We start from the raw sequence: 12,836 nt of genomic DNA on the forward strand, positions 1-12,836 counted from the left end.
GGATGCGCACTGAGAAGGGGTGCGAAGTATAGGAGACGAAAACGTTTGCGCAAACGTTTGCTATTGAGGACTTACCCGCATGTCGCGTCACACCGGTCCTGCGGCGTGGAGGCCCGGCCAGAAGCCTCCATCACGCCTGTCGCAGGGCCTCAGGCCACCACCGTGCCGCGCGCCTCGCCGAGTCCGATGCGCACGGCGCCGGCGCGTTCGCACCAGCCGCGCAGGATGAGCGTATCGCCGTCTTCGAGGAAGCTGCGCGTCTCGCCGTTGGGCAACGCCACGGGCTGCTTGCCGCCCTGGGACAGCTCCAGCAGCGAACCGGCCTCGCCCGGCGTCGGGCCCGACAGCGTGCCCGAGCCCAGCAGGTCGCCCGGGTTCAAGTTGCAGCCGTTCACTGTGTGGTGCGCGATGAGCTGCGCCGCCGTCCAGTAGGCCGCTTGCGTGGTGTTGCCGCGCGTGAGGCGCACGCCCTCCTCGCCGGCCGCGCGCATCCTGGCGGTCTGCAGCCAGACTTCCAGCGTGATGTCGAGCGCGCCCTGGGCACGGTTGGCCGCGCTGTCCAGGTAGGGCAGCGGCTGCGGGTCGTCCGCCGGCCGCGTGAACGGGGCGCGGAACGGCGCCAGCGCTTCCATGGTCACGATCCAGGGCGAGACCGTGGAGGCGAAGTTCTTGGACAGGAACGGGCCCAGCGGCTGGTACTCCCAGGCCTGCAGGTCGCGCGCCGACCAGTCGTTGAACAGGCCCACGCCGAACAGATGGTCCTCTGCCGTGGCGATGCCGACCGGCTCGCCCAGCGCATTGCCCTGGCCGACGAAGTAGGCCAGCTCCAGCTCGTAGTCCAGGCGCTTGCAGGGGCCGAACGTGGGCACCGCTGCGTCCGCCGCCTTGGTCTGGCCGTGCGGGCGCTTGAACGACGTACCGCTGACCACGATGGAACTGGCACGGCCGTGGTAGCCGATCGGCACCCACTTGTAGTTGGGCAGCAGCGGGTTGTCGGGCCGGAACTGCTTGCCGATGGTGGTGGCGTGGTGCACGCTGGTGTAGAAGTCCGTGTAGTCGCGCACCTCGCAGGGCACCGTGTATTCGCACTGCGCCTGCGGCACCAGGGCCCGCGCCCAGGCGGCCTGGTCGGCGCTGCCTTCGGCAAGGCCGGCGGACAGGCGCGCGCGAAGGGCCTGGCGCGCGGCCGGCGCAGCGGCCATCAGCGCGTTCATGTCGGCATGGTCGACCAGGCCCGCGGCCTTCAGGTCCAGCACCTGGTCGCCGATGGCCACACCGATGCGGAAGGGCTCGGTGCTGCCGGTCGGGCGAAAGCGGCCGAACGGCAGGTTCTGGATCGGGAAATCGCAGCCCGCCACGCGGGCGGAGGCGACCCAGCTGCGCAGCTGGGGATCGTGGGTGGCGTTCACAGAGATCATGGTCGGAAGTTGTCTTTCAGGCCGGCCCAGCAGTCGGCGTAGTCGTGGTCCAGCGGCGCGGTGCTCAAAGCCCAGGCGGTCGGGATGAAGCGGTAGCGGCTCTCGAACATGAAGGCCAAGGTGTTGTCCAGCTTCTGCGGTTTCAGGTCCACCGAAGAAGCCTTCTCGAAGGCCTCCTCGTCGGGGCCGTGCGGCACCATGGCATTGTGCAGGCTCGCGCCGCCGGGCTTGAAGCCGCCGGGCTTGGCGTCGTATTCGCCATAGACCAGGCCCATGAACTCGCTCATGAGGTTGCGGTGGTACCAGGGCGGGCGGAAGGTGTCCTCCATGACCAGCCAGCGCGGCGGGAAGATCACGAAGTCGCAATTGGCCGTGCCCGGCGTGTCGCTGGGCGAGGTCAGCACCGTGAAGATCGACGGGTCCGGGTGGTCGAAGCTGATCGAGCCGATGGTCATGAAGTTCTTGGTGTCGTACTTCACGGGCGCGAGATTGCCGTGCCAGGCCACGACGTTGAACGGCGTGCCCTTGGCCGGCGCGCGCCAGAAGCGGCCGCCGAATTTCTTGATGAGCTCGTAGGGGCCGGCGGCGTCTTCGTAGGCCGCCACGGGCGCCAGGAAATCGCGTGCGTTGGCCAGTCCGTTGGAGCCGATCGGCCCCAGCTCGGGCAGGCGGAACTGCGCACCGTAGTTCTCGCAGACATAGCCGCGCGACACACCGTCGGGCAGCGCGACCTTGAAGGCCAGGCCGCGCGGCAGCAGCGCGATCTCGCCGGGCGCCACCTCCAGCATGCCGAGTTCTGTCGTGATCACGAGCCGGCCCTGTTGCGGCACGACCAGCAGCTCGCCGTCGGCGTTGACGAAGGCGCGCCGGCCCATGGATTGGCCGGCCACGTAGACCAGCGAACCCACGCCGGTCTGCGCGTCGGCGTCGCCGTTGCCAGCCAGCGTGCGCATGCCGTCGACGAAGTCGAACTCGGCGCCATCCAGCGGCACCGGATGCCAGCGCAGCGGCTCGGGCGGCAGCGCCGTGCCGGCGTCGCCGCCCGTGGTCCACAGCGGCTGCGCGTAAGGCTGGTAGCGGCCCGCGACCACCGAGGGCTGGCGCCGGTACATCCAGCTGCGCCGCTGTTCGTGCCGCGGCGCCGTGAACGCCGTGCCCGAGATCAGCTCGGGATACAGGTCGTGCGGCGCGCGCTGCGGGCTGTTCCGCCCTCGCGGCAGGCTGCCGGGGACGGCCTCGGTGGCGTACTCGTTGCCGAAGCCGCTCTGGTAACGCAGCGGGTCCTGGGCCATGGTGTTCCTTTCAGTCGATCTTGATGTTGTTGGTGCGGATCACGCGGCCCCAGCGCTCGCGTTCCTGCTTCACGTAGGCGGCCATTTGCTCGGGCGTGCCCGGCAGGCCTTCCACGCCCAGGGCGTCGTAGCGCGCCTTCACGGTCGGCGAGGCCAGGGCTTCCTGCAACGCCTTGCTGTAGCGGGCGACGGTGGCATCGGTCGCGCCGGCCGGCACGGTCAGGCCCTGCCAGGCATAGGCCTCGTAGCCCGCCAGGCCCTGCTCGGCCAGCGTGGGCACGTTGGGCAGGCTGGCGATGCGCTGGGCGCTGGCCACGCCGATGGCCTTGAGCTTGCCCGACAGCACGAACTGGTTGCCGCTGGCGGTGTCCACGAGCATGAACGGCACCTGACCGCCCAGCACGTCGGCCACCGCGGGCGCCGCGCCCTTGTAGGCCACGTGCGTGAGCTTCAGGCCGCCCTGCTCGGCCAGCAGCTCGGTGGCCAGGTGGTGGGGGCTGCCGACGCCGGCCGAGGCGTAGTTCACGGCGCCGTTCTGCGCCTTGGCCCAGGCCGCGAATTCCTTCCAGTTGCTGGCCGGCACCTGCGGGCCGACCACCAGCACGAGCGGAAAGCGCGCCAGCAGGCCCACGGGCTTCAAGTCCTTCTCGGCGCTGTAGGGCAGCTTGGGAAACAGGAAGGGGTTGACGGCCAGCGTGGCGAAGTCGGCCGTGAAGACCGTGTTTTCCAGGTCCTTGGCACGCACGGCGTACTCGGCCGCGATGTTGGTGGCCGCGCCGGGCTTGTTGTTGACGATCACGGGCGCGCCCAGCGTCTTGGTCATGGCCTCGGCCGTGGCGCGCGCCACGGCGTCGGAGCCGCCGCCGGCCGCGTAGCCGACCACCCATTCGATGGGTTTGCCGGACTGGGCCGACGCCGTGAAAGCCAGTGTGGCGGCAACGAGGCCGGTGGTCAGAAAGCGCATCATGGTTTGTCTCCAGGGGTTGTGAAATCGTCAGGCCTCGCGGGCCGCGGCCAGCGCTTCGCGCAGCACGGGCAGGCTGCCGACCTGGTTGGCCAGCAGCAGCACCAGGCGCGCATTGAGCGCATGGCTCTCGTCGGTCGACAGGCCTTGGTGGGCGTCGATCAGGGCTTCGTAGAAATCGTCGGGCGCGGTCAGGCGCGCGCGGGTGTCCAGGTGTTCCGGTGTCATCGCGGTGTCCTTCAGGCCCTGGCCAGGGCGCGGTCGTGGGCGGCGCGCAGCGCGGCGGCCGTGGGCCGGCGCCAGCGCGCACAGACATGCTGGTCCGGGCGCAGCAGGTAGGTGGTGCCGTCCTGCGCGTCGTACCGTTCGGCGGCCAGCGCATGGGCTGCGTCCAGCGGCACACGCTCGATCTGCAGCGGCAATTCGGTCGCGGCCAGTGCACGCAGGCTGGCCTGGGCACCCTCGCCTTCGCCGAACACCAGCGCCGCGAAGCGTGTGCCGGCCAGGCGCTGCAGCAGCCAGCCGCCGGCCACGGGCGCATCGGCCGCCACGGCGCCGGGCACCATGCGGCCCGCGAACGCGTCGGCGTCTTCGGTATTGAGCGCCGAGCCGTGCAAGGTGGCCGGGACCGAGAGCCGCCCGCTGTTGACCATGCGCCGCGCGAACTCGTGCCGGCGCGCGAGCTGCAGCACGGCGTCGCGGAACAAGCGGCTGATCTCGCTTTTGGGCGTGATGAAGTCGGTGGCGCGCGTGGAGTTCTGGATGTTCTCGTCGGCCGCCATCTCGCGCTCGCGGGCGTAGCTGTCCAGCAGCGCATCGGGCGCCTGCGCGCGCAGCACGGCGGCCAGCTTCCAGGCCAGGTTCTCGGCGTCCTGCAGGCCCGAATTGGCGCCACGCGCGCCGAACGGCGAGACGCCGTGCGCTGCGTCGCCCGCGAACAGCACGCGGCCATGGCGGAAGGCGTCCATGCGCTGGCACGCGAAGGTGTAGACGCTGGCCCATTCGAGCTCCACCTCGGCGCCCTTGAACGGCGAGGCCTCCAGCAGCGCGCGCACGCGCGGCATGATGTTCTCGGGCCGCTTCTCGACCTCGGGGTCGGCGTCCCAGCCGAGCTGGAAGTCGATGCGCCAGACGCCATCGGGCTGCATGTGCAAGAGCACGCTCTGGTTGCGGTGGAAGTCCGGGTCGAACCAGAACCAGCGCTCGGCCGGAAAGTCGACCTTCATCTTCACGTCGGCGATCAGGAAGCGGTCGCGGAACTGGCGGCCATGGCTTTCCTGCCCCAGCAGCTGGCGCACGGCCGAGCGCGAGCCATCGCAAGCGGCGACCCAGTCGGCCTGCAACTGGTAGGAGCCGTCGGGCGTCTCGACGGTCAGCAGCGCGTGGTCGCCAAGCTGCTCCACGCCCGTGACCTTGTTCTGCCAGCGCAGGTCGATCAGCGGCAATTGCGCGGCACGCTCGGCCAGGAAGCCCTCGACGTAGTACTGCTGCAGGTTCACGAAGGCTGGGCGGGCGTGGCCGTCCTCGGGCAGCAGGTCGAAGCGGTAGACCTCCTCGCCGCGCAGGAACACGCGGCCGACCTTCCAGGACACGCCCTTGGCGGCCATGGCCTCGCCGCAGCCCAGGCGGTCGAAGATCTCCAGCGAGCGCTTGGAAAAACAGATCGCGCGCGAGCCGGTGGAGAGCTTGTGGTCGTTGTCCAGCAGCACGACGGGCACCTGCTGCTGGGCCAGGTCGATGGCCAGGGCCAGGCCGACCGGGCCGGCGCCGACCACGACGACCGGGTGGCGCGCAGGCGTGGCCGCGCGCTGGTCGGGATGGGGCTGGTAGTCGAACACCAGCTTCTGGTAGTCGATGGGTCGGGGGGCGGTGGCGAGCTCTTGGAGCTTCATGTCTTGTCTCCTCCGCGGGCCGCTCAACCTTCGAGCGCCTTCCACATCTGGACGTCGCGCTCGGCGGTCCAGATGCGCGGATCGGCGTATTGCGTGGCCTCGTCGAAGCAGCGCGTCACGTCGAAGGGCATGCAGTGGTCGAAGATGACCCAGCGGCCGTACTTGGGCTTCAGCGCGGCGAAGGTGTCCTTGTAGACGGCGTTGAGGTCCTTGCCGGCCGCCACGCCCCTTTGCACGTTGGCGTAGACGTCGGCGATGAACTCGCGCGTCTCGCGCAGGCCCCGGGCCACGTCTTCGGGCGTGGTCAGCGCGGCGCCGCGGCCCGGCACCAGCGCCTTGGGGCCCAGCGCGGCCAGGTTCTCCAGCGTCTGCGGCCAGTCCTTGAAGTAGGCATCGCCCGCGTACGGCGTGGCGCCGAACTCCACGAGGTCACCCGACAGCAGCGTCTTCTCGCCCGGCAGCCAGACCACGGTGTCGCCCTTGGTGTGGCCGCGCCCCAGCTGCAGCAGCTGCACCTCGAGCTTGCCGAGCCAGACGGTCATCTTGCCCGTGAAGGTCATGGTCGGCCAGGTCAGGCCGGGCGGCACCGTCTCCACGTTCTGGAACAGGCGCGGAAAGCGGCCGATCTCGCTGGCCTTGTCCTGCTCGCCGCGCTCGACGATGAGATCGTAGGTGTCCTGGCTGGCCAGGATCTGCTCGGGCTGGTAGGCGCTCGCGCCCAGCACGCGCACGGCGTGGTAGTGGGTCAGCACCACGTACTTGATCGGCTTGTCCGTCACCTCGCGGATGCGGCGGATCACGTCGGCCGCCATCGCGGGCGTGGCCTGGGTGTCGGCCACGAGCACGGCGTCGTCACCGATCACGATGCCGGTGTTGGGGTCGCCTTCGGCCGTATAGGCCCAAGCGTGCTCGGAAATCTGGCTGAAGGTGACCTTCTTCTCCTCGAGGTCGGCCTGGGACGCGAACTTCTTCTGCTGGCTCATCGGGTGTCTCCTGCGGATGCGTGGGGCTTGAGATTTGTCATTGACAAACTGGTTCGCATTATTTCCGCTTGTTTGCGTTTGTCAAATGCATTTGCATCCTGCAAACTCGCGGCCATGGACAAGACACAGGACAAAGGCCAGCGCGCCGTGCAGTCGGCCGAGGTGGGCGCCCGTTTGCTGCTGGCACTGGCAGGCCAGCCTGGCCCGATGTCGCTCAAGGACCTGGCTGCCGCGGCCGACATGCCGCCTTCACGGGCCCATCCCTATCTCGTGAGCTTCGCCCGGCTGGATCTGATCGCGCAGGACGCCGGCACGGGCCACTATGCGCTGGGGCCGGCGGCGCTGCAATTGGGACTGACGTACCTGCACCAGCTCGACCCCGTCAAGGCCGCCATGCCCGTGGCCGAGGAACTGGCGCGGCGCACGGGCTATGCCGTGGCGCTGGCGGTCTGGGGCAACTTCGGCGCCACCATCGTGCGCATGATCGATGCGCGCCAGCCGCTGCATGTGTCGATGCGCGCGGGCACCGTGATGTCGCTGCTGAACACGGCCACGGGCCGGGCTTTCGCCGCCGTGCTGCCGGTCGAGCGCATCGAACGCACGCTGGCCGGCCCGCTGGGCGATCCTGACCAGGCCGGCCGGCCGCTCTCGCCCGCGCAGCGCGCCGAGCTCGAGACGGCCGTGGCCGAACACCGCGCCCACGGGGTGGCACGCGCCAACGGCCGGCCCATGCCGGGCGTCAACGCCTTCAGTGCCGCGGCACTGGACCACGAGGGCCAGCCCGCCATCGTCATCACGGCGCTGGGGCACCAGGACCATTTCCCGGCGGCCTGGAATTCGGCCGCGGCACAGGCGGTGCGCGGTGCCGCGGCCGCGATCTCGCGGCAGCTCGGCTACCGCTGAGCGGCGGCGCCCCGGCGGCCTGGCGCGCGTGGGCCGTCGGCTCGATACTTGCGTGCCGGCGGCGCATCCGCCGACCACCACGCCGTGACCATCCCCGTCCACCTGTCGCCCAAGCTGGCGCTGACCGCGCCCAGCGGCTTCGCGCTGCACCACAGCGGCCAGCCGCACTACACGCGCGACTGGCATGCACACGACTGCGCCATGCTGCTGTGGCCCGTGGCCGGCGGCCTGCAGGCAACCTGGCAGGCCGCGGCCGGCGCTGCGCCGGGCGCCGCGCGGCTGGCGCGGGCCAGCGCCCTGTTGCTGCCGGCCGCCACGGCGCACCACACACGGGCCAGCACGCCGCGCCTGCAGCATGGCGAGCTGTATCTGGCCCCGGAGTTGTTGGGCCGTCAGGCGCGCTTCGGCGCGCTGCAGCTCGATGGCGCGGTGCAGGCACTGCTGGACGCGCTGCTGGCCCCGGCGCTGGATGCGCGCAGTGCAGCACCGCTGGTCGAGGCCATCGTGCGGCAGATCCGCTTCGGCCGCAGCCGCGCGCTGGCCGCGGCCCCGGCCCCGGCCGGTCTGGCCGAGCGCATGCTGCAGCGCTTCGCCCAGGCACTGGACCACGAGCAGAGCCTGCCGCAGATCGACGCCGTGGCCCAGAGCCTGGGCGTGTCGGTGCGCCAGTTGCAGCGCGCCTGCGAGCAGACCTACGGCGCCTCGCCCGTGGCGCTGCGCCGGCGCGCGCTCGCGGCACGCGCCCGCGCGTTGATGGCGCAGGGCTGCACGCTGGCCCAGGCCAGCCAGGCGCTGGGCTTCGCTTCCAGCGGCCACCTCGGCCGCTTGCTGCGCGCCATCGCGCCCTGAACGTCTGTCGCATTGCGGATCGGCCGGCGTCGCCTGCCGGTTCGCGCCCCCGGGCGGCCGTTCCTAGCATGCAGGCATCCCCCCATCGGAGTTGCACCATGCCCGGATCCCCCTCCCCACGCCAGCGCCGCCGCGTGCTGCTGGCCGCCCTGCTCGCACCGCTGCTGCCCGCCATGGCGCAGGACTGGCCGAGCCGGCCCATCACCGTGGTCGTGCCCTTTCCGGCCGGCGGCGGGACCGACGTGGCCGTGCGCGCTTTGCAGCCCGCGCTGCAGGCCGCGCTCGGCCAGCCGCTGGTCATCGACAACCGCAGCGGCGCCGGCGGCACCATCGGCACGGGCGCGGTGGCCAAGGCCGCGCCGGACGGCTACACCGTGGGCGTGGCCACGACCAGCACGCATGCGGTGAGCCCCTCGGTCTACCAACGCCTGCCCTACGACCCGCTCAAGGACTTCGCCTATGCCGGTTTCATCGGGACCTCGCCCTACGTGCTGGTGGCCCACCCGAGCCTGCGCGCCAGCGACCTCAAGAGCTTCCTGGCGGCAGCCAACGCCCGGCCCGAGGGCACCAGCTTCGCCTCGGTCGGCGCGGGCACGGTCTCGCACCTGCTGGGCGAGAAGTTCAAGACCGCGCTGCGCGTGGCGCCTGTGCATGTGCCTTACCGCGGCGCCGCGCCGGCCTACACCGACCTGATCGGCGGGCAGGTGCAGTTCCTGTTCGACAACCCCGTGGGCCTGGCGGCCTACATCCGCAGCGGCAAGCTCAGCGCCATCGCCAGCACCGCGCCCAATGCGCTGCTGGCTGGCGTGCCGACCTTCGCCGAGGCTGGCATGGCGGGCTTCGACCAGTCGCTGTGGTATGGCTTTGCCTTTCCCAAGGGCACGCCGGAGCCCATCGTCGCGCGCTTCAACCAGGCCCTGAACCGGGTGCTGACAGACCGCGCGCTGGCCGCGGACCTGGCGGCCAGGGGCATCAACGCCGCGCCGGGCACGCCGCAGGCCATGCAGCAGGCCGTGGCGCGCGACACCCCGTTTTGGGGCGCCATCGCCCGCGCGGCCGGAGTGGCGCCGCAATGAAGGCGCCCGCCATGGGCGAAGTGGTCGGCCTGCGCGTGTTCGTGGACGGCCCGAACGGCGGCAACCCGGTGCCGCTGGTGCGCCATGCGGCCGGCATGTCGGCACAGGACATGCAGGCCGTGGCCAGCCGGTACGGCCACGAATCGGCCTTCGTGTTCGCGAGCGACACGCCCGAGGCCGACTGGGCGCTGCGCTTCTTCGTGCCGCGGCACGAGATGGAGATGTGCGGACATGCCACGGTCGGCGCCCTGTGGGCGCTGCGCGCCTGGGGCGAGTGGACGGCGCCGACCGCGCGCGTGCAGACGCGCAGCGGCCTGGTCGACGCGCTCTGGGATGCCGCGCGCCAGCAGGTCTGGGTGTCGCAGCCGCTGGTGGAACAGTCGGTGCTGGCCCCGGCCCTGGCCGCGCGCGTGCGCGACGTGCTGGACCCGCACCAGCGCGCGCACTGGCACGGCGCCGTCGTCAACGCGCGCACCAGCCGCACCAAGACGCTTGCGCGTGTCGGCTCGGTGGCCGAACTCGACGCGCTGGTGCCCAGCCTGGAGCAGATCGAGTCCTGCTGCGCCGCGGCCGACTCGACCGGCCTGTACCCCTATGCCCTGGCCGCCCCGCAGGATGGTGCCCCGGCGGTGGCCGCGCGCCAGTTCCCACGCGCCTCCGGCTACCCGGAGGATGCGGCCACCGGCATCGCGGCGGCCGCGCTCTGGGGCCATCTGGCCAGCACCGGAGCCGTGCCGCTGGGCACGCCGGACCAAGCCGCCACCACCACGGTGCTGCAGGGTGTGGCCATGGGCTGCCCCTCGGCCATCGCATTGCGGGCCCGCTTCGGCGCGGACGGCCGACCGGTGGGCTGCTGGCTGGGCGGCCGCGTGGTCTGGAGCGCGCTGTGAGCGCCGACAGCGTGCTGGCACGGCTGCAGGCTGCGGGCCACCCACTGCCGGCGCCGCCGCAGCCGCGCGGGCTGTACGCCCCCGCCTGCCGCATGCCCCTGGGTGCAGGCCATGCCTGGGTGCATGTGGCGGGCCAGACCTGCCGGGTCGAGGGCGTGGCGCTGGCCGGCCTGTGCCGCGGCGACGCCGATCTGGCGCCGGCCGCGCGGGCCGCCGAAATCGCCGTGCTGAACGCGCTGGCGGCCCTGCACGCGGCCGCGGGCGGACTCGCGCAGGTGCGGCAAATCGTGCGGCTGCGCGGCTATGTGCGCGCGGTGCCGGATTTCGGTCGCCATGCGGCCGTGCTCGACGGCGCCTCGCGCGTGCTGGCCCTGGCCTTCCCGGACCAGCCGCCGCCCGCGCGCACGGCGGTCGGCGTGGCCAGCCTGCCCGACGCGGCCTGGATCGAGATCGAGCTGGAGGCCCTGGCCGCGGTGTGAAGCGACCTCAGCCGTGCGGCCAGGCCGCGAAGGCGGCCAGCGCTTCGGCCCGCTCGGAGGCCGTGCGCTGCAGCGGGAACGGCGCCTGCGGCAGGTGCTCCGGCACAAGCTGCCGCGCGAAATGCCAGACCACGGCCAGCGTGAGTTCGGCCTGCCCGACCGGCTGGCCACCCGCCGGCGCCGGCGGCGGACCGCGCCGCAGTTCATCCTCCAGCGCGCCGAAACCGGCCAGCATCTGGGCATGGACGCGGTCCAGCCAGGGCTGGTGCTGCTTCTCGGGCGGGCGCACCTGCTGCTCGTAGACGATCTGCACGGCCTTCTCGCAGGCGGCCAGCGCCAGGCCCGTGAGGCGCAGCGCGCGCAGGCGCTCGGCCGGTGCGGCCGGCCACAGACTGCGCGCCGGGCCGGCCAGGTGTTCGGCCCAGTCCAGGATCAGGCTGGAGTCCATCAACACCGTGCCCTCGGCCGTCACCAGCGTGGGCGCCTTGATGACGGGATTGATCGCGCGAAAGGCGTCCATCTGCCGGAACACCGAGATCGGCCGCGATTCGAACGGCAGGCCCAGCAGTTCCAGGCTCACGGCCACGCGGCGCACATAAGGCGAGTCGAGCATGCCGACCAGCTGCATCATTTCAGTTCTCCTTCATCGCCCCGCGACCTTGTGCGGGCGAACCAGGAATTTATCGAAGAAGAAGCTCTTCTACCATCGACATCTTGTTGTCGAATCCGTTAGAAAAACTGACATGAACGATCTGCCTCCCATGAACGCCCTGCGCTGCTTCGAGGCCGTCGCGCGGCTCGGCAGCGTGGGCCGCGCGGCCGAGGAGCTGCATGTCACGCACTCCGCCGTGAGCCAGCAGCTGCGCCAGCTGGAGGGCCTGCTGGGCCTGGCGCTGTTCGAACGCGAGGGCCGCGGCGTGCGCCTGGCAGAAAACGGCCGGCTCTACGCGCTGCAGGTGCGCGAGGCGCTGCAGGGCATCGGCGATGCCACGCGCGCGCTGCGCATCCGCCCACGCGCGGGCGAACTCGTGGTGGCGCTGATTCCCTCCTTCGGCCAGCACTGGCTGCTGCCGCGCTTGCCGCGCTACCTGGCAGCGCACCCGGGCCGGCGCGTGCGCCTGCAGGCCAGCCTGGACCTGCAGGACCTGCGCCAGGCCGGCGCGCAGCTGGCCATCCGCATGGGCCAGGGGCCCTGGGACGGCATGGTGCAGGAGCAGCTGTTCACGGACGCGCTGGTCATGGTCGCCGCGCCCGGCCTGAACGGCGGCGCGCTGCCGCGCACGCCGGCCGAGGTGTTGCAATGCCCGCTGGTCCGATCGGCCGAATCCTGGGCGCCATGGTGCCAGCTGGCCGGCCTGCCCGAGCCCTCGCCCGAGGGTGGGCTGTGGATCAACGACTCCAACCTGTCGCTGCAGGCCGTGCGCCTGGGGCTGGGCGTGGCGCTGGAACGGCTGAGCCTGGTCGACGGCCTGCTGCGCAGCGGCGAACTGGTGGCGCTGACCGCGCTGCGCGCGCCCTATGCCTATCCGTATTGGCTGGTCTGGCCGCAGGCCGCCGCGCCGCCGCTGGACTTCATCGACTGGCTGCGGGCGGAGGCACGGTGCTACGCGGCCGGGCAAGGTCAGGCGCTGCCATCGGCACGGTAGGATGCGGCGCCTTCACTTTCCGCGCCTGCCATGCAAACCATTTCCGTCCACGTCGTCGATGTCGCCAATGGCCTGGTCGCGCGCAACATGCGCGTGGACGTGCTGTTCCACACAGGAGGACAGTGGCGCGAGGTGGTGTCGGGCACCGTGGGCGGCAATGGCCTGGTCTCCGCCATCGAAGGCGTGGCCGAGCCCATGGGGGCCGGCCAGTACGAGCTGCGCCTGCACGTGGCCGACTACTACCGCGCGCGCGGCACCCAGCTCCCCGAGCCGGCCTTCATGGACGTGCAGGTGTTCCGCTTCGCGGTCGCCGACACCACGCGGCACTACCACCTGCCCGTCAAGCTGACGCCCTGGGGCATGTCCTGCTTCCGGGGCGCATGAGGTGGACCGCCCCGTTACCGTGAAAGCCGTCCAGCAAGCGGGCGAACTGGAGCCTGCCGC

At 71.5% G+C, this 12,836-nt stretch carries 14 protein-coding genes; 7 read left to right on the top strand and 7 right to left on the bottom strand.

All coding sequences use genetic code 11. The annotated features are described in order from the left end of the window. Positions 1-149 precede the first annotated feature (149 nt). Genes fahA through IE209_RS19745 form a run of 6 tightly spaced genes read right to left on the bottom strand, consistent with a single transcriptional unit; the run spans position 150 to position 6,549 of the window. Entirely contained in the window at positions 150-1,418 is a 1,269-nt protein-coding gene (fahA, locus tag IE209_RS19720) for a fumarylacetoacetase (RefSeq protein WP_189688618.1), read from the bottom strand. Beyond that, positions 1,415-2,710 (bottom strand): homogentisate 1,2-dioxygenase, encoded by a 1,296-nt coding sequence (hmgA, locus tag IE209_RS19725; RefSeq protein ID WP_189688619.1) that lies wholly within the window; start codon positions 2,708-2,710, stop codon positions 1,415-1,417. Before hmgA ends, fahA begins: the two co-directional genes overlap by 4 nt. A 10-nt stretch (positions 2,711-2,720) precedes the next feature. After that, positions 2,721-3,677 carry a Bug family tripartite tricarboxylate transporter substrate binding protein gene (locus IE209_RS19730; RefSeq protein ID WP_189688620.1) on the bottom strand — a complete coding sequence of 319 codons (957 nt, stop codon included), beginning with the start codon at positions 3,675-3,677 and terminating at the stop codon, positions 2,721-2,723. 27 nt (positions 3,678-3,704) lie between these two features. Beyond that, positions 3,705-3,902 (bottom strand): DUF2783 domain-containing protein, encoded by a 198-nt coding sequence (locus IE209_RS19735; protein WP_189688621.1) that lies wholly within the window; start codon positions 3,900-3,902, stop codon positions 3,705-3,707. Positions 3,903-3,913: 11 nt separating this feature from the next. After that, positions 3,914-5,566 carry an FAD-dependent oxidoreductase gene (locus IE209_RS19740; RefSeq protein ID WP_189688622.1) on the bottom strand — a complete coding sequence of 551 codons (1,653 nt, stop codon included), beginning with the start codon at positions 5,564-5,566 and terminating at the stop codon, positions 3,914-3,916. Positions 5,567-5,589: 23 nt separating this feature from the next. Further along, on the bottom strand, positions 5,590-6,549 hold the full coding sequence (locus IE209_RS19745; protein ID WP_189688623.1) for an MBL fold metallo-hydrolase: 960 nt from the start codon (positions 6,547-6,549) through the stop codon (positions 5,590-5,592). A 114-nt stretch (positions 6,550-6,663) separates the two neighbouring features. Here IE209_RS19745 and IE209_RS19750 point away from each other — a divergent pair, with 114 nt between their 5' ends. The 5 genes from IE209_RS19750 to IE209_RS19770 all read left to right on the top strand — a co-directional run bounded on the left by IE209_RS19750 (position 6,664) and on the right by IE209_RS19770 (position 10,746). Then, positions 6,664-7,452: an IclR family transcriptional regulator gene (locus tag IE209_RS19750; RefSeq protein ID WP_189688624.1), complete on the top strand. Its 789-nt coding sequence runs from the start codon at positions 6,664-6,666 to the stop codon at positions 7,450-7,452. Positions 7,453-7,536: 84 nt separating this feature from the next. Next, on the top strand, positions 7,537-8,301 hold the full coding sequence (locus tag IE209_RS19755; protein WP_189688625.1) for a helix-turn-helix domain-containing protein: 765 nt from the start codon (positions 7,537-7,539) through the stop codon (positions 8,299-8,301). Between the two features lie 98 nt (positions 8,302-8,399). Continuing rightward, positions 8,400-9,377, top strand: coding sequence for a Bug family tripartite tricarboxylate transporter substrate binding protein (locus IE209_RS19760; protein ID WP_189688626.1), 978 nt, complete (start codon positions 8,400-8,402; stop codon positions 9,375-9,377). Further along, positions 9,374-10,267 (top strand): PhzF family phenazine biosynthesis protein, encoded by an 894-nt coding sequence (locus IE209_RS19765; RefSeq protein WP_229882947.1) that lies wholly within the window; start codon positions 9,374-9,376, stop codon positions 10,265-10,267. The genes IE209_RS19760 and IE209_RS19765 overlap by 4 nt, the downstream gene beginning before the upstream one ends. Continuing rightward, a complete protein-coding gene (locus IE209_RS19770; protein ID WP_189688627.1) occupies positions 10,264-10,746 on the top strand; it encodes a RidA family protein in 483 nt (160 codons plus the stop codon). Before IE209_RS19765 ends, IE209_RS19770 begins: the two co-directional genes overlap by 4 nt. Positions 10,747-10,753: 7 nt before the next feature. On the opposite strand, the gene IE209_RS19775 is transcribed toward IE209_RS19770, so the two are convergent. Then, positions 10,754-11,374 (bottom strand): glutathione S-transferase family protein, encoded by a 621-nt coding sequence (locus IE209_RS19775; protein WP_189688635.1) that lies wholly within the window; start codon positions 11,372-11,374, stop codon positions 10,754-10,756. Between the two features lie 115 nt (positions 11,375-11,489). Here IE209_RS19775 and IE209_RS19780 point away from each other — a divergent pair, with 115 nt between their 5' ends. Both IE209_RS19780 and IE209_RS19785 read left to right on the top strand, forming a co-directional pair. Further along, positions 11,490-12,392, top strand: coding sequence for a LysR substrate-binding domain-containing protein (locus tag IE209_RS19780; RefSeq protein WP_189688628.1), 903 nt, complete (start codon positions 11,490-11,492; stop codon positions 12,390-12,392). A 30-nt stretch (positions 12,393-12,422) separates the two neighbouring features. Continuing rightward, positions 12,423-12,776 (top strand): hydroxyisourate hydrolase, encoded by a 354-nt coding sequence (locus tag IE209_RS19785; protein ID WP_189688629.1) that lies wholly within the window; start codon positions 12,423-12,425, stop codon positions 12,774-12,776. The last annotated feature ends 60 nt before the right edge of the window (positions 12,777-12,836 follow it).

This window comes from Pseudorhodoferax aquiterrae, assembly GCF_014652235.1.
Classification (GTDB): domain Bacteria; phylum Pseudomonadota; class Gammaproteobacteria; order Burkholderiales; family Burkholderiaceae_C; genus Pseudorhodoferax; species Pseudorhodoferax aquiterrae.